Below are 15,012 nucleotides of genomic sequence, written 5' to 3'. Positions count from 1 at the left end.
CCGGGCGGCAGGGGCGCAGTTCGTGTTTTGAGAGGAACAGTTCAGCTCCATGGCGAAGATCCTGAAGTTCGACGAGGACGCCCGTCGCGCCCTTGAGCGCGGCGTCAACAAGCTTGCCGACACGGTGAAGGTGACGATCGGCCCCAAGGGCCGCAACGTCGTCATCGACAAGAAGTTCGGTGCCCCCACCATCACCAACGACGGTGTCACCATCGCGCGCGAGGTCGAGCTGGACGACCCGTACGAGAACCTGGGCGCCCAGCTGGTGAAGGAGGTGGCGACCAAGACCAACGACGTCGCGGGTGACGGCACCACCACCGCCACCGTCCTCGCCCAGGCGCTCGTCCGCGAGGGTCTGCGCAACGTCGCCGCCGGCGCCTCCCCGGCCGCACTGAAGAAGGGCATCGACGCCGCCGTCAAGGCCGTGTCCGAGGAGCTCCTCGCGACCGCCCGCCCGATCGACGACAAGTCCGACATCGCCGCCGTGGCCGCGCTCTCCGCGCAGGACCCGCAGGTCGGCGAGCTCATCGCGGACGCGATGGACAAGGTCGGCAAGGACGGTGTCATCACCGTCGAGGAGTCCAACACCTTCGGTCTGGACCTCGACTTCACCGAGGGCATGGCCTTCGACAAGGGCTACCTGTCCCCGTACATGGTGACCGACCAGGAGCGTATGGAGGCCGTCCTCGACGACCCGTACATCCTGATCCACCAGGGCAAGATCGGCTCGATCCAGGAGCTGCTGCCGCTCCTGGAGAAGGTCATCCAGGCCGGTGGCTCCAAGCCGCTCCTGATCATCGCCGAGGACGTCGAGGGCGAGGCCCTGTCGACCCTGGTCGTCAACAAGATCCGCGGCACGTTCAACGCCGTCGCCGTCAAGGCGCCGGGCTTCGGTGACCGCCGCAAGGCCATGCTCGGCGACATCGCCACCCTCACCGGTGCGACCGTCATCGCCGAGGAGGTCGGCCTCAAGCTCGACCAGGCCGGTCTGGACGTGCTGGGCTCCGCCCGCCGCGTGACCGTCACCAAGGACGACACCACCATCGTCGACGGTGGCGGCAAGGCCGACGAGGTCGCCGGCCGCGTCAACCAGATCAAGGCCGAGATCGAGGCCACGGACTCCGACTGGGACCGCGAGAAGCTCCAGGAGCGCCTGGCGAAGCTGGCCGGCGGGGTCTGCGTGATCCGCGTCGGTGCCGCCACCGAGGTCGAGCTCAAGGAGAAGAAGCACCGTCTGGAGGACGCCATCTCCGCGACCCGCGCCGCGGTCGAGGAGGGCATCGTCTCCGGTGGTGGCTCCGCACTGGTCCACGCCGTCAAGGTCCTCGAGGGCAACCTCGGCAAGACCGGCGACGAGGCCACCGGTGTCGCGGTCGTCCGCCGCGCCGCCGTCGAGCCGCTGCGCTGGATCGCCGAGAACGCCGGCCTCGAGGGCTACGTCATCACCTCGAAGGTCGCCGAGCTCGACAAGGGCCAGGGCTTCAACGCCGGCACCGGCGAGTACGGCGACCTGGTGAAGGCCGGCGTCATCGACCCGGTCAAGGTCACCCGCTCCGCCCTGGAGAACGCCGCGTCCATCGCGTCGCTGCTGCTCACGACCGAGACCCTGGTCGTCGAGAAGCCGGCCGAGGACGAGCCGGAGGCCGGCCACGGTCACGGTCACTCGCACTGACGCGTAGCGCCAAGAGGCCCGGTCCCTTCAGGGGGCCGGGCCTCTTCGCGTTGCGGCGACCGCGAGGGGGCCGCCTCCCGCCGTGCGGTGTCGGTTCAGGCGCAACCTTCGGGTTGCGCCTGAACGCGCGAGGTGCAACCCTGTAGTTGCATCCGATGGTGACGACGAAGGAGCCCTCATGAGCGAGGACCGGATCGAACGCGAAACTCTGATCGCGGCGCCCCTGGAGCGGGTCTGGTCGCTGGTGGCCCAACCCGGGTTCTGGGTGGCCGACAAGGCGAGTCTGCCCGGCACCGTGGCCAAGGAGGGCGAGTCGATGACGGCGAGGAACACCGAGCACGGCGACTTCCCGGTGCGGGTGGAGACGGTCGAGCCGCCCACGTACCTGGCGTACCGCTGGACCAGCGCGTTCCCCGGGGAAGAGCTGCGCGAGGACAACAGCACCCTCGTGGAGTTCACGTTGACCCCGGAGGGCGAGCAGACGCGGCTGCGCGTGGTCGAGAGCGGGTTCGCGGCGCTGGCCGCCTCCGAGGAGCTGCGCAGCCGGAATCTGAAGGACCACGCCGGAGGCTGGCCCCTGGAGCTCGGCGCGCTCAAGGGACGTGCCGAAGCACAGCCCGCCGCGTGACGGAGGGACGTCCCGAGGCCGTCGACGGTGTCCTCGCCGCGCTCGCCGACCCGACGCGGCGCCGACTGCTCGATCTGCTCGCCGCACAGGGCGAGGCCACGGCCACGACGCTCGCCGGACGGCTTCCCGTCTCCCGGCAGGCGGTGGTCAAGCACCTCGCCGTCCTAGAGGCCGCCGGGCTGGTCTCCGGCGGCCGGGTCGGACGCGAGGTGCGGTACGCGGTACGGCCCGCGGCGCTCGACGCGACGGCGCGGTGGATGGCCTCGCTGGCGGCCTCCTGGGACCGGCGGCTGGCGACCATCAAGCGCGTCGCCGAGGCGGCGGAACGGGATTCGAAGCCAACACGCCCCGAGTGAAGGAAGCACGTTATGGACACGAGAGCACTTCGCAGCGCCTACGACAAGCTGCTCGAAGCGGCGGCCCTCCCCGGCCTCGGCGACGCCGACGACGGAGGGTGGAACGCCGACGAGATCCTGGCCCATCTCCTCAGCGTCGACGCCTCGATCGCTGCGGTCGCCCTGGCGGTCGTCGCCGGCTCACGGCCCGCCTTCGACAACCGGGTCTCCCTCGACACCTGGAATCTCGGCCGGATCATCACGGAGCATGCGGGCCGGGCGGATCTGATCGACCATGTCCGGAGTCAGGCCACCGTCCTGTGCGACATCGCCGATCGGCTCGACGAGGAGGCCGCCTCGGTCCTGGTGCCGACGCTCCTCCTCTCCCATGACACAGTCGTGCTGGACCGGCCGATGCCGTTGGCGAGCCTCGTGGGCGGCCTCGCCGAAGACCACGTGCCCGTGCATACGCGACAGCTCCTCGATCTTCGCGCCGCCACCCCCGGGCACACGTGAAGCCAGGGCCTCCGCGCATGCCCCGACGTCACGCCGACCGGTCCAGCACCGACGGGTGCACCGGCTCCGCGAACGGGCGGCCCTGGACGTACCGTTCCAGCTCGTCCAGCGCGTGATCGGTCATCCGGTGCAGCTCGTTGCCGAGGGAGCCCGCCACGTGCGGGGTCAGGAGGACGTTCGGGAGGTCGTACAGCGGGGAGTCGCCGGGCGGCAGTTCGGGGTCCGTCACGTCGAGTACGGCGTGCAGCCGGCCCGGGACCAGTTCGCGCAGGAGGGCCGCCTCGTCGATCAGGGAGCCCCGGGCCGTGTTGATCAGCGTCGAGCCGGTCCGCATCAGCGACAGCTGGCGGGCGCCGATCATGTGGTGGGTCCCGGGGAGCTGGGGGGCGTGCACGGAGACGACGTCGGCGCGGGCGCACAGCTCGTCCAGGGTGGCCGGCTCGACGCCGAGGCGCGCCGCCTCCTCCGGGGTGACGAAGGGGTCGTACAGCAGGACCGCCAGGTCGAACGGGCGGAGCAGCTCGATGACGCGGCGGCCGATGCGGGAGGCGCCGACGATGCCCACCGTGCGGCGGTAGTTGCCGGCCCCGTCCAGCTCGGCGCGCCAGTCGTGGTCGGCGCGGACCTCGCGGTAGACCTGCGCGGAGTGCGGGACGCGCTTGTTGGCGAGCAGGATCGTGGCCAGGGTGTACTCCGCCACCGGCAGCGCGTTGGCCCCGGCCGCCGAGGAGACGGCGAGGCCGCGCGCCCAGCAGGCGTCGGTGATGTGGTGCTTGACGGAGCCGGCCGCGTGGACGACCGCCTTCAGGCGGGGCGCGGCGGCGAGGACCGGTTCGGTGAGCGGGGTGGCGCCCCAGCAGGTGAACAGGACCTCGGCCTCGGCGAGGGCGGTGGCAACGCGGGGGTCCGGGGCGGCCAGGTCGTGGGCGACGAGGGCCGGGTCCGTACGCGCGAGGGCGGCGAGCCGGTCGCGGTGGCGCGGCTCGAAGAGACGCTCGTGGATGTCCGGGGCCATGGCGAGCAGGACCGTGGGGCGGGGGTCCGGGGTGGACTGCATGGTGTGAACGACTCCCTTGGGATGGGGCCTACTTGACGCTGCCGGCGGTGAGTCCCGCCTTCCAGTGCCGTTGCAGGGAGACGAAGGCGACGATCAGGGGGATGACGGCGAGGAGGGACCCGGTGACGACGAGCGGGTAGAAGCCCGGCTCGCTGTGGGTGTTGGTGTTCCAGGAGTACAGGCCGAGGCTCAGCGGGAACAGCTTGCGGTCCGACAGCATCACCAGCGGGAGGAAGAAATTGTTCCAGATCGCGGTGAACTGGAAGAGGAAGACCGTCACGAACCCCGGCATCATCATCGGCAGCCCGATGGAGAAGAAGGTGCGCAGCTCGCCCGCGCCGTCGATGCGCGCGGCCTCCAGCGCCTCGCCCGGGATGTAGCCGGCGGAGAACACCCGGGCGAGATAGACGCCGAAGGGGTTCACCAGGACCGGGATCAGCACCGACCAGTACGTGTTGACGATGCCGAGCTTGCTGGCCAGCAGGTACATCGGCAGGGCCAGAGCCGTCGTGGGTACGAGCACTCCGAGCAGGACCAGCCCGAACAGCTTCTCCTTGCCCCGGAACTCGTACTTGTCGAAGGCGTACCCGGCGGCGACGCAGATCAGCGAGCAGACCGCGGCGCCCACTCCCGCGTACAGCAGGCTGTTCCCGTACCAGCGGAAGTAGACGCCGTCCCCGTACGAGGCGATGTCGGAGAGGTTCTTCGAGAGGTCGAAGCCCTTGAGGGAGAAGGTGTCCCCGGCGAGCAGCGAGCCGGTGTCCTTGGTGGCGGCGGTGACCAGCCAGACGAGCGGGAAGAGCATGTAGAGGACGGCCAGCAGCAGCGCTCCGTTGACGGCCGCCTTGGACAGCCAGGGGTTCTTGCGGGTCGTGGTGCTCATGCGCGCGCGCCCTTCCGGCCGGTCAGGCGGGTGACGACGAAGGACAGCAGGGCGGCGGTGAGCGCCAGGAGTACGGAGGCGGCGGCCGCGAGCCCGAAGTCGTTGCGGGCGAAGGCCGCGGTGTATGCGTACATGTTCGGTGTCCAGGAGGAGGAGACGGCGGACCCGGAGCCGGTGTTGAGGATCAGCGGCTCGGTGAAGAGCTGGAGCGAGCCGATGATCGTGAAGAGCACGACCATCACGACCGAGGACCGGATCAGCGGGAGCTTGATGCTGAACGCGATGCGCCCGCCGCCCGCCCCGTCCACCGTGGCGGCTTCGAGCACCGAGCGGTCGATGGCCTGGAGGGCGGCGTAGAAGATCACCATGTTGTAGCCGAGCCATTCCCACAGCGCGATGTTCACGATCGAGGGCAGCGCGCCGCCCGGCGAGAAGAAGTCGAAGCCGATGCCGCCGGAGTGCATCGCGGAGACGACGGGGCTGAGGCCGGGCGTGTAGAGGTACAGCCAGATCATCGCGGCGATGATGCCCGGCACGGCGTGCGGCAGGAACAGCGCGAGCTGGAAGAAGCGCCGGGCGCGGGCGAGCGCCGAGTCGAGCAGCAGGGCGAGCCCGAGGGCGCCGCCGACCATCAGCGGGATGTAGACGGCGCAGTAGCCGAGGAGGACGAGGAAGCCGTCGCGGAAGACCCGGTCACCCAGCGCCGCCGTGTAGTTGCCGAGTCCGGTGAAGACCGTCTCGGATCCGCCGAAGCCGAGTCCCGACTGCTGTTCGGTGAAGAGGCTGAGCCAGACCGCGTAGCCGATCGGGATCAGCATCACCGCGGTGAACAGGACGAAGAACGGGGTCAGCAGGGCCGCGGCGGCGCGGGTGCGGGCTTTCATCCGGTCAGCCCTCGACCTTCAGGCCGCGCTTCGACAGCTCCGCGACGGTCGCGTCATGGGCGGCCTTCACGGCGTCGGGGATGGTGGTGCCGCCCCCGGCGAGCTTGCCGAAGCGGTCCTTGAGCGTGGTGTTGGTGGTGCCCATCGCGGGGCCCCAGGTCCAGCCCTGCTTGATCGCGGCGCCGCCGTCCTCGAAGACCTGGTAGATGTCCTGGCCGCCGTAGAACGTGGTGTCGAACGCCTTCTTGGCCGCCGGGCGCAGGGCGAGCGCGGCCGGGAAGGCGCTGGAGGTGCCGGAGGAGATACGGGCCTTGATGCCGTCCTCCGTGGTGGTCATCCAGGTCGCGAACTCGACGGCCGCGGCGGCCTTCCCGCTGTTCTTCGGTACGGCGAAGGTCGTCCCGCCGAGCATGCCGCCGGCGGGCTTTCCGTCCCAGGTCGGGATCGGGGCGACGGCCCACTTGTCGCTCTGCTCGGGCAGGGTGCCGCCGAGGACGCCGCCGCCCCAGGAGGCGCCGAGGTAGCCGATGGTGGAGCCGGTCTTGAGGGAGTTCGTCCAAGCGGGCGAGAAGGAGGCGTCGGTGCGGACCAGGCCGTCCTCCACCAGGCCCTGCCAGTAGTCGGCGACCTTGGTGGAGGCGGCGTCGGTGGTGTCGACCTTCCAGGTGTCGCCCTCGGCCTTGAACCACTGGGCGCCGGCCTGCCAGACCATCGCCTCGAAGGTGGTCGGGTCGTCCGGGAAGAAGGTGCCGATGCGGGCCTTGGAGTCGGCCTTCTTCACCTTCTCGGCGGCGGACTTGAACGCGTCCCAGGTCTTGGGGACGTCGATGCCGTACTTGGTGAACAGGTCCTTGCGGTAGAAGAACGCCTGCGGCGCGGCGTCGAAGGGGACGGCCCAGCTCTTGCCGCCGAGCGTCGTCTGCTCGATCGCCTGCGGGAGGAACTTCTTCTTCACGTCGTCGGTGAGGTACGCGCCGATGTCCTGGAACCCGCCCTGGCTGACGTACTCGGGGAGTTGCGGGTACTCGACGGAGACCAGGTCCGGGGCGTTGCCCGCCTTGATCGCGTTGGAGATCTTGGCGTAGCCGCCGGCGTTTCCGGACGGGGTCTCCTCGAACTTCACGCGGATGTTGTCGTGCGAGGCGTTGAACGCGTCCACGACCTCCTTGGTGCCCTTGGCCCAGCCCCAGAAGGTGATGGTCACGGGCTTGGCGGCGGTGCCGGTGCCGCCGCCCCCGGACTCGTCCCCGCTCCCGCCGCAGGCCGTGACGACGGCGAGGGCGGTGACGGCTCCGGCTATGGAAAGAGTCGTTCTGCTCCAACTGCGGTTCACGACGGGCTCCTGAGTCGACGGTGACAGGGACGTTGGGCGTGATCCTTGGTCCACCGATGACCGAAGTCAAGAGCGAAAGATTGATTGATCGAGAAAAGATCAGAAAGTTATCGAGCGGTCGATGCCCGCACCCGCAGCCGCGGCAGCAGCGCCAGATGCCTGCCCGGCTCGTCCTCGTCCCGTCCGGAACCGTCCCGCCCGGAACCGAGCCGGCCGAGCAGCAGCTCCGTCGCGTACCGCCCCACGTGGCGCTTGGGCGGGCTGACCGCGGTGAGCGGGATGTCGCCCAGCGCCGCCACCTCGTCGTCGTACGCGATCACCGCCAGGTCCTCCGGCACCCGCACGCCCAGCTCGGACAGGCGCTGCACCAGGTGGATCGCGTCCACGTCGTTGTGCGCCACCACCGCCGTGGCCCGGCCGGAGACCACCGCGTCGCGCACCTCGCGCACCGCCTCCTCGAAGCGCTCCGGGTCCACCTCGGGCCCGGAGGTCCCGATCATCGCCGGGGCGCCGTCGGCCAGCCCCAGCACCGCCAGGGCGTCCTCGTACCCCGAGCGCACGGCGAGCGCGGTCGGGCTGTCGGCGCGGGCCACCAGGAGCGGGGTGCCGTGGCCGAGGCCGATCAGATGGCGCACCGCGAGCAGCACCCCGTGCCGGTGGTCGGAGCAGACCCGGTCCAGGCCGTCCAGCGGCGACCCGGGCGCCGGGGTGCGCTCCAGGAGCACGGCGGGCACCGGCAGCTCCGCCATCCAGTCCCCGTACGCCGCCTGGTCCTCGGCGCCCCGCCAGGCCGGGGCGATGAGCAGCCCGTCGGCCCCGGAGGCGAGCAGCCCCTCGGCGCGCGCCCGGTCCCCCTCCGGGCGGTAGTCCGAGATCCGCAGCACGAGCCGGCCCCCGGCACGCGCGGCCGCCTCGTGCGCACCCCGGATGACCTCGGCGAAGTAGTACGTCGCCGAGGGGGCGATCAGCCCGAGCACCGGGCCGCCGCCCGGTCCGGGGGCCGCGGGGGCGGACGCGTCCCGGGGCCAGGAGACCGAGCCGTGGACCCGGTCCAGCAGTCCGCGCTCGGCCAGCGCCTCGGCGTCACGTCGTGCCGTGACGGGGGAGACCCCCAGCAGTCCGGCCAGATCGGAGACACGGGCCGAGCCGCGCTCCCGTACCAGGGCCAGAAGTCGGTCATGACGTTCAGCTGCACTCTCGCGCACGGCGGCAGTCCCCTTGCAAATCGCGATGTGGTGGCTCGGCTCGCCAGACCCTAATCCACTGTGATCGATTGACGGAAGTTTCGATCATTCGCTACTCAGTCATTGACGTTCGATCAATCCGCGGTTCAGGATTCCCGGCGACGCCGAAGTCCGCCTCCCCTGGGAGCATCATGCCCACGACGAGTCCGTACACGGGGTACACCCGTGCCGATTGGGAGCGGGCGGCCGACCGATTGCTGCTCGCGGTACGCCCCTACGCCTCGCCCCGCCACGGCCGCATCGACCTCCCCGGCTCCCGGCCGAGCTGGTCCGGACCCCTCTCGGACGGCCTCGAAGGCTACGCCCGCACCTGGCTGCTCGCCGCGCTGCGGACCGCCGGAGCGCGCGGCGACGACCCGCACGGCTTCCTCGGCCGGTACGCCGAAGGGCTCGCCGCCGGCACCTCGGACCCGGCCGGCAGCCCCGACGCCTGGCCCCGCGTCGCGGACGTCCCCCAGGCCGTCGTGGAATCCGCCTCCGTCGCCCTGGGCCTCCGCCTCACCCGGCCCTGGCTCTGGGACACCCTGGACGACGCCACCCGGCAACGCGCCGTCGACTGGCTCCTGCCCGCCCTCGGCCCGTCCCCGGTGAACAACAACTGGTGGTTCTTCGGGCTCACCGTCGCCGGCTTCCTCCAGGACGCGGGCATCGAGACCGACCGGGCCCGGAAGACCATCGACCGCGCGCTGGAACACGTGGAGGACTGGTACCTGGGCGACGGCTGGTACAGCGACGGCCCGAACCGCTCCTTCGACCACTACAACGCCTGGGCGATGCACTTCTACCCGGTCCTGCACGCCCACCTCGCCGGCGACCGGGACCTCCTGGACCGCTACGGCCCCCGCCTGCGCCGCCACCTGGACGACTACAGCCGCATGTTCGGGGCGGACGGCGCCCCCATGCCGTTCGGCCGCTCCCTCGTCTACCGCTTCGCCGCCGCGGCCGCCCCCTGGCTCGGCGCCCTGACCGGCCACACCCCGCTCACCCCGGGCGCGACCCGCCGCCTCGCCTCCGGCACCCTCCGCCACTTCCTGGACCGGGGCGCCACCGACCCGGACGGCCTCCTCACCCTCGGCTGGCACCGCCCGTACGAGCCCATGCTCCAGGCGTACTCCGGGCCCGCCTCCCCGTACTGGGCCTCCAAGGGCTTCCTCGGACTCCTGATGCCCCCTGACCACCCCGTCTGGACGGCCGCCGAGGAGCCGATGCCCGCCGAGCGGGAGGACGCCGTGACCGTCCTCGGCCCGACCGGGATGCTCCTCCAGTCCACCGCCGCGGACGGCCTCGTCCGGCTCCACAACCACGGCTCGAACCACGTGGGCGACGACGAGGACCCCGGCTACGCCCGCTTCGCGTACTCCACCCGGACCGGCCCCACGCACGGCACCGCCGAGCGGGACAACCACTTCGCGCTGCACCCCGGCGGCGAGCCGACCGCCCGCCTCACCGCCGACCCCCTGGGCACCGGCCCGGGGCGGGCCGCCTCCGCGCACACCCCGCGCCCCGGCGTCCGCGTCGTCTCCGCCACCCTCGCCCACGGCCGCGCCGAGGTCCGCGCCCATCTGGTCACGGGCGCGCCCGACGGCACGCCCGTCCGCCAGACGGGGTGGGCGGCCGGGGACGACGGGACGCTCACCGCCCAGCTCCACCCGGTCCACGGCTACGGGGCCGGGGTCCGCGAACTGCCCGGCGGAGACACGCTGTTCGGCGAGACCTCCGGACTCCTGGCCGTCGAGGGCGCCACCGCCGGGCCCCGGTCCCTGTTCGTCGCGCTCGCCTCGCTCACCGGCGAGGCGGACCCGGCGCCCGTCGACACCCTCGCCGGGGTCCGCGTACAGAGCCCCCACGAGATCCATGTGACCTGGCACGACGGCACCACCGCCGTACTCCATCTCCCGGAGGAATCAGAGGAATCATGAGCCGCCGAAGCACCCTTCTCGCGACCGCAGCCCTCACCGCCCTCGCGGCCACCGCACTCGCCGCCCCGGCCCAGGCAGCCCCCCACCGGCCGGGCACCTTCCACGTCGACTGCACGGCCACGGCGCCCGGCGACGGCTCCCGCCACCACCCGTGGACCGGCCTCGCCGACGCCAACGCCCACACCTTCGGCCCCGGCGACCGCCTCCTCTTCCACCGCGGCTCCACCTGCACGGGCACGCTCACGCCCCGGGGCGCGGGCTCGGCCTCGGCGCCCGTCACCATCTCCGACTACGGCAGCCGCCACGCCTCCCGGGCGGTACTCGACGGGGCCGGAGCGCACGACGTGATCCTCCTCGCCGACACCCAGCACTACCGCGTGTCCGACCTGGAGATCACCAACGCCGCAGCCCCCGGCACCGAGCGCAACGGCATCCGGCTGCGCCTCACCGACTACGGCACCGCCCGCGGCTTCGAGCTCGACCACCTCTACATCCACGACGTACGCGGCGGCGACTTCAAGACCCTCACCGGGTCCAGCGCCATCCACATCGCCGTCGAGGGCACGACCCGCGCCAGCAGCTACGACGGCCTCGACATCCACCACAACCTCATCGAGGACGTCGACCGCGAGGGCGTCTACTTCAAGTCGACGTACTCCAGGCGCGACCTGGTCGGCAACCAGCAGGACCCCGCCGCCTACCCGGGTGACTGGACGCCCTCCACGCACGTCCGGATCTCGTACAACACCCTGCGGTCCATCGGCGGCGACGGCATGAAGCTCGACACCACCGCCGGCGCCCGCGTCGACCACAACCGGGTCGACGGCTTCCAGCTGCGCTCGCCCTCCGCCAACGCGGGCATCTGGACCTTCAACACCGACGACACCACCATCGAGTACAACGAGGTGTCGGGCGGCGGGAACACCCACGACGGCATGTCCTTCGACGCCGACGGAGCCTCGCGGCACACGGTCTTCCAGTACAACTACAGCCACGACAACAAGGGCGGCTTCCTGCTCGTCTGCCCGTACAGCGGCGCCAGGACCGTCGACACGGTCGCCCGCTACAACGTGAGCCGCGACGACGGCGAGCGGCTGCTCCAGAACTGCTGGGGCCCCATCCTCAACACGCGGGTCCACAACAACACCTTCGTGAACGCGAAGGACACCGTGCCGAAGTACCTGGTGCAGGACGACAACAGCAGCCCGGCCACCACCGTCCACGAGCAGCACATCACCAACAACCTCTTCGTGAGCGAGGGCACCGGCGGCTACGGCTTCACCAGCCCGACGCCCGGCCTGGCCTTCGACCACAACGCGTTCCACGGCGCGCCGATGACCCGCCCGAACCCGGGCGGCATCACCGCCGACCCGCTGCTGCGCGACGACTTCCGGCTCGGCGCGGGCTCCCCGGCCCTGGCCGCCGGTGCGGCCGTCGAGGACAACGGCGGCCGGGACTACTTCGGCAACCGCCTGAAGCCCGGCGCCCCCAACATCGGTGCCTACGCGGGCCGCGGCGTGAAGTAGCCGCGCCGCCCCCTACTGCGGCCCGTACTTGCGGCCTGTTCGCGAGGTCAGCCCTCCGAGCAGGCCGCGCGGGGCCAGCTTCACCGCGCCCATCAGCACCTTGTAACGCGGGTCCGGGATCGACACCGACTTCCCGCGCGCCAGGTCCGCGAGGGCCGCGCTCACCAGCTTGTCCGCGTCGAGCCACATCCAGCCCGGGATGTTGCCCGTGCCCATGCCGGCCCGCTGGTGGAACTCCGTACGCACGAAGCCCGGGCACAGCGCCATCAGCCGTACCCCGGACCCGGCCAGGTCCTTCGCCGCGCCCTGGCTGAACTGCACGACCCACGCCTTCGAAGCGCCGTACGTGCCACGCGGCACGAACGCCGCGACCGAGGCCACGTTGACGATGCCGCCCCGGCCGCGCTCCCGCATCGAGGCCGCCGCCGCCGAGGTCAGCCGCAGCACCGCCTCGCAGTGCACCTTGAGCATCGCCAGCTCGTCGGCCATCGGGACCTCCAGATAGCGCCCCTTGTTGCCGAAGCCCGCGTTGTTCACCAGCAGGTCGACCGGGCGCCGGGCGTCCCCGAGGCGCTCCTCGACCGCGCGGATGCCCTTGTCCTCGGACAGGTCGGCCCGCAACACCTCCGCCTCGATGCCGTGCCGGTCGTGCAGCTCGGTCGCCTGCTCGCGCAGCCGCTCAGCGTCCCGGGCCACCAGGACCAGGTCGTACCCGTCGGCGGCGAGCCGCCGGGCGAAGGCGGCACCGATACCCGCCGTCGCGCCCGTGATCAGTGCAGTCGTCATACGCGGCACGGTAGAGCATCCCGGAGCGGCACCTCCCGGCGCTCCCGCGCGCTCAGGAAGCGGTGAGCTCCGCCGCGTACGCCCGCGCCTTGCGCAGCGTCGACGGGGTCAGCGCCCCGCCGGCCGGGAGCAGCAGCGGCAGCAGGTCGCGCCGGGTCGTCACGGCCCGGAACTGCAGCTCCACCGTCACCTCGTGGTCCGGCCGGTGCACGACCTCGACCGGGTCGCCCGCCCGGACGGAGCCCGGCGTGATCACCCGCAGGTACGCCCCCGGGGCCGCCGCCCGCGTGAACCGCTTCACCCAGTGGGCCTCGCCGAGATGGCCCTGGAACGTGCGGCACGGGATGCGGCCGGAGGCGACCTCCAGGACCAGCTCCCCGCCGACCCGCCAGCGCTCGCCGATCAGGGCCTCGCCGATCCGCAGCCCCGCCGTGGTCAGGTTCTCGCCGAACGAGCCGTTGGCCAGCGAGCGGCCCAGCTCCCGCTCCCAGGCGTCCAGGTCCTCCCGGGCGAAGGCGTACACCGCCTGGTCCGAGCCGCCGTGGTGGCGCAGGTCGCACACCGCGTCCCCGGCGAGACCGCTGCCGCCCTCACCCCTGGGGCCGGGGTCGGAGACCCGCGCGGGCCCGTCCACGGGCCGCTTGTCGATACCGGTCCTGCCGCCCGGGGCATCGGTGCAGGACGCCGCCGTCGGACGCCCCGCGTTCACGGTCAGCACAGTCATCGCGGTCATACCGGAACGCTATCCAAGGTGTGGCTCAAAGCCGCACGCCGATACTTCGCGATCGCCCCAAGCGTTGCTTATGCTGGAGGGGTGATCGAAGCCCGCCACCTCCGCGTCCTGCGCGCCGTCGCCACCACCGGCTCCTTCTCCGCCGCCGCCCGCGAGCTGGGCTGCACCCAGCCCGCCGTCAGCCAGCAGATGAAGGCCCTGGAGTCCTCCGCGGGGACCCCGCTGCTCATCAGGACCGGCCGCGAGATGCGGCTGACGGAGGCGGGCGAGGCTCTGGTGCGGCACGCCTCCGGCATCCTCGCCGGACTCACCGCCGCCGAGGAGGAGGTCGCCGCGATCGCCGGACTGCGGGCCGGCCGGGTCCGGCTCGTCTCGTTCCCGAGCGGCAGCTCGTCGCTGGTCCCCGGCGCCCTCGCCGCCCTGCGCGCCGCCCACCCCGGCACGCGGGTCTCCCTCGTGGAGGCCGAGCCGCCGCGGTCGGTGGAGATGCTGCGGGACGGCGACTGCGACATCGCGCTCGCCTTCCGGTACGGCGACACGGGCGCCGAGTGGGACGACCTGGTGGTCCGTCCGCTGCTCACGGACCGGCTCACGGGGCTCGTGCCCGAGGGACACGCGCTGGCGGACCGGGACGAGGTCGGCATCGCGGAGCTGGCCGGGGAGTCCTGGATCGCGGGGTGCCCCCGTTGCCGCAGGCAGCTGGTGGAGGTGTGCGAGGAGTCCGGCTTCACCCCCCGCATCGACTTCGCCACCGACGACTACCCGGCGGTGATCGGCCTGGTGGGCGCGGGCCTGGGGGTCGCCGTGCTGCCGGCGCTGGCCATCGAGTCCGTACGCCCCCGAGGGGCCAGGACCGTCACGGTGGTGCCTGCCATCGAACGCGAGATCGTCGCGCTGACCCTGCCCGACCTGGCGCGGGTCCCGGCGGTGGCGGCCACCCTGGACCACCTGGCGCTGGCCTCTTCCAGCCCCGTCGGCGTCTGAGGCGCGGGGTCCGGGGCGGAGCCCCGGCTTCGGAAAGGGGCAGGGCGGCGTGAAGAAACGTTTCTCCCCCGATACGCGCAGCGACGGTCACCCATGCCCCGGCGGGGAAGCCGGCGCCGCCGCGGTGATCAGCCGGTTGCGCGCCCGCCCCATCAGCTCCTCGCGCTCGTCCTCCGTGAGCCCACCCCACACCCCGTAGGGCTCGCGGACGGCCAGCGCGTGCGCCGCGCACTCCGCGCGGACGGGGCACCGCATGCAGACCTCCTTCGCGGAGGTCTCGCGGGCGCTCCGGGCGGCGCCGCGTTCCCCCTCGGGATGGAAGAAGAGCGAGCTGTCGACCCCGCGGCAGGCCGCCAGCAGCTGCCAGTCCCACAGATCGGCGTTGGGTCCGGGAAGTCGGGAGAAATCGGCCATTGCTTGTCCCCTCGAAACCGTGCTGAGTCGGAAGCGTCGTGTGCGTCGTGGGTGGGTGCTCGTCGATGACCGCGTACAAAACCGTACATCTACGGTGT

General features: G+C 72.0%; 15 protein-coding genes. 7 read left to right on the top strand and 8 right to left on the bottom strand.

All coding sequences use genetic code 11. The annotated features are described in order from the left end of the window. Nucleotides 1-49: 49 nt before the first annotated feature. The 4 genes from groL to ACN6LM_RS13360 all read left to right on the top strand — a co-directional run bounded on the left by groL (nt 50) and on the right by ACN6LM_RS13360 (nt 3,151). Nucleotides 50-1,672 carry a chaperonin GroEL gene (groL, locus tag ACN6LM_RS13375; RefSeq protein WP_445065564.1) on the top strand — a complete coding sequence of 541 codons (1,623 nt, stop codon included), beginning with the start codon at nt 50-52 and terminating at the stop codon, nt 1,670-1,672. A gap of 178 nt (nt 1,673-1,850) precedes the next feature. Beyond that, complete coding sequence (locus tag ACN6LM_RS13370; RefSeq protein WP_445065563.1) at nt 1,851-2,300, top strand: SRPBCC domain-containing protein; 450 nt, start codon at nt 1,851-1,853, stop codon at nt 2,298-2,300. Next, nucleotides 2,297-2,656, top strand: a complete 360-nt coding sequence (locus ACN6LM_RS13365; protein WP_445065562.1) for an ArsR/SmtB family transcription factor — start codon at nt 2,297-2,299, stop codon at nt 2,654-2,656. The genes ACN6LM_RS13370 and ACN6LM_RS13365 overlap by 4 nt, the downstream gene beginning before the upstream one ends. A gap of 12 nt (nt 2,657-2,668) precedes the next feature. Beyond that, nucleotides 2,669-3,151 carry a hypothetical protein gene (locus ACN6LM_RS13360; protein WP_445065561.1) on the top strand — a complete coding sequence of 161 codons (483 nt, stop codon included), beginning with the start codon at nt 2,669-2,671 and terminating at the stop codon, nt 3,149-3,151. A 28-nt stretch (nt 3,152-3,179) separates the two neighbouring features. Here the strand turns inward: ACN6LM_RS13360 and ACN6LM_RS13355 are convergent, their stop codons facing one another. The 5 genes from ACN6LM_RS13355 to ACN6LM_RS13335 form a co-directional block, all read right to left on the bottom strand. Continuing rightward, on the bottom strand, nt 3,180-4,208 hold the full coding sequence (locus tag ACN6LM_RS13355; protein ID WP_445065560.1) for a hydroxyacid dehydrogenase: 1,029 nt from the start codon (nt 4,206-4,208) through the stop codon (nt 3,180-3,182). A 28-nt stretch (nt 4,209-4,236) separates the two neighbouring features. Further along, nucleotides 4,237-5,091, bottom strand: a complete 855-nt coding sequence (locus ACN6LM_RS13350; RefSeq protein ID WP_445065559.1) for a carbohydrate ABC transporter permease — start codon at nt 5,089-5,091, stop codon at nt 4,237-4,239. Continuing rightward, on the bottom strand, nt 5,088-5,975 hold the full coding sequence (locus tag ACN6LM_RS13345; RefSeq protein ID WP_445065558.1) for a carbohydrate ABC transporter permease: 888 nt from the start codon (nt 5,973-5,975) through the stop codon (nt 5,088-5,090). Before ACN6LM_RS13345 ends, ACN6LM_RS13350 begins: the two co-directional genes overlap by 4 nt. A gap of 4 nt (nt 5,976-5,979) precedes the next feature. Next, entirely contained in the window at nt 5,980-7,308 is a 1,329-nt protein-coding gene (locus ACN6LM_RS13340) for an ABC transporter substrate-binding protein (protein ID WP_445065557.1), read from the bottom strand. Between the two features lie 107 nt (nt 7,309-7,415). Beyond that, complete coding sequence (locus ACN6LM_RS13335; protein ID WP_445065556.1) at nt 7,416-8,513, bottom strand: substrate-binding domain-containing protein; 1,098 nt, start codon at nt 8,511-8,513, stop codon at nt 7,416-7,418. 170 nt (nt 8,514-8,683) lie between these two features. Here ACN6LM_RS13335 and ACN6LM_RS13330 point away from each other — a divergent pair, with 170 nt between their 5' ends. Together ACN6LM_RS13330 and ACN6LM_RS13325 are read left to right on the top strand one after the other, a co-directional pair. Continuing rightward, nucleotides 8,684-10,471 (top strand): DUF2264 domain-containing protein, encoded by a 1,788-nt coding sequence (locus tag ACN6LM_RS13330; RefSeq protein ID WP_445065555.1) that lies wholly within the window; start codon nt 8,684-8,686, stop codon nt 10,469-10,471. Continuing rightward, the gene (locus ACN6LM_RS13325) at nt 10,468-11,997 is read left to right on the top strand and encodes a right-handed parallel beta-helix repeat-containing protein (RefSeq protein ID WP_445065554.1); all 1,530 of its coding nucleotides are present in this window, start codon (nt 10,468-10,470) and stop codon (nt 11,995-11,997) included. The genes ACN6LM_RS13330 and ACN6LM_RS13325 overlap by 4 nt, the downstream gene beginning before the upstream one ends. Nucleotides 11,998-12,009: 12 nt before the next feature. Here ACN6LM_RS13325 and ACN6LM_RS13320 read toward each other — a convergent pair whose 3' ends face one another. Next, nucleotides 12,010-12,783, bottom strand: a complete 774-nt coding sequence (locus ACN6LM_RS13320) for an SDR family NAD(P)-dependent oxidoreductase (RefSeq protein ID WP_445065553.1) — start codon at nt 12,781-12,783, stop codon at nt 12,010-12,012. 52 nt (nt 12,784-12,835) lie between these two features. Beyond that, nucleotides 12,836-13,507 (bottom strand): MOSC domain-containing protein, encoded by a 672-nt coding sequence (locus ACN6LM_RS13315; protein ID WP_445065590.1) that lies wholly within the window; start codon nt 13,505-13,507, stop codon nt 12,836-12,838. Nucleotides 13,508-13,597: 90 nt separating this feature from the next. Between ACN6LM_RS13315 and ACN6LM_RS13310 the strand changes: the two genes are divergently transcribed. Next, nucleotides 13,598-14,500 (top strand): LysR family transcriptional regulator, encoded by a 903-nt coding sequence (locus tag ACN6LM_RS13310; RefSeq protein ID WP_445065552.1) that lies wholly within the window; start codon nt 13,598-13,600, stop codon nt 14,498-14,500. A gap of 87 nt (nt 14,501-14,587) precedes the next feature. Here the strand turns inward: ACN6LM_RS13310 and ACN6LM_RS13305 are convergent, their stop codons facing one another. Then, on the bottom strand, nt 14,588-14,914 hold the full coding sequence (locus ACN6LM_RS13305) for a WhiB family transcriptional regulator (RefSeq protein ID WP_018101161.1): 327 nt from the start codon (nt 14,912-14,914) through the stop codon (nt 14,588-14,590). Nucleotides 14,915-15,012: the final 98 nt, after the last annotated feature.

The organism is Streptomyces sp. SAS_281, from assembly GCF_052542855.1.
The sequence above is the reverse complement of the archived record's forward strand: the minus strand, read 5'-3'. Positions and strand labels throughout refer to the sequence as shown.

Coding starts and splice junctions, on each gene's coding strand:
- ACN6LM_RS13305 (WP_018101161.1), bottom strand. CDS start 14,914: ATGGCCGATTTCTCCCGACTTCCCGGACCCAACGCCGATCTGTGGGAC.
- ACN6LM_RS13350 (WP_445065559.1), bottom strand. CDS start 5,091: ATGAGCACCACGACCCGCAAGAACCCCTGGCTGTCCAAGGCGGCCGTC.
- ACN6LM_RS13320 (WP_445065553.1), bottom strand. CDS start 12,783: ATGACGACTGCACTGATCACGGGCGCGACGGCGGGTATCGGTGCCGCC.
- ACN6LM_RS13330 (WP_445065555.1), top strand. CDS start 8,684: ATGCCCACGACGAGTCCGTACACGGGGTACACCCGTGCCGATTGGGAG.
- ACN6LM_RS13355 (WP_445065560.1), bottom strand. CDS start 4,208: ATGCAGTCCACCCCGGACCCCCGCCCCACGGTCCTGCTCGCCATGGCC.
- groL (WP_445065564.1), top strand. CDS start 50: ATGGCGAAGATCCTGAAGTTCGACGAGGACGCCCGTCGCGCCCTTGAG.
- ACN6LM_RS13370 (WP_445065563.1), top strand. CDS start 1,851: ATGAGCGAGGACCGGATCGAACGCGAAACTCTGATCGCGGCGCCCCTG.
- ACN6LM_RS13325 (WP_445065554.1), top strand. CDS start 10,468: ATGAGCCGCCGAAGCACCCTTCTCGCGACCGCAGCCCTCACCGCCCTC.
- ACN6LM_RS13345 (WP_445065558.1), bottom strand. CDS start 5,975: ATGAAAGCCCGCACCCGCGCCGCCGCGGCCCTGCTGACCCCGTTCTTC.
- ACN6LM_RS13315 (WP_445065590.1), bottom strand. CDS start 13,507: ATGACTGTGCTGACCGTGAACGCGGGGCGTCCGACGGCGGCGTCCTGC.
- ACN6LM_RS13360 (WP_445065561.1), top strand. CDS start 2,669: ATGGACACGAGAGCACTTCGCAGCGCCTACGACAAGCTGCTCGAAGCG.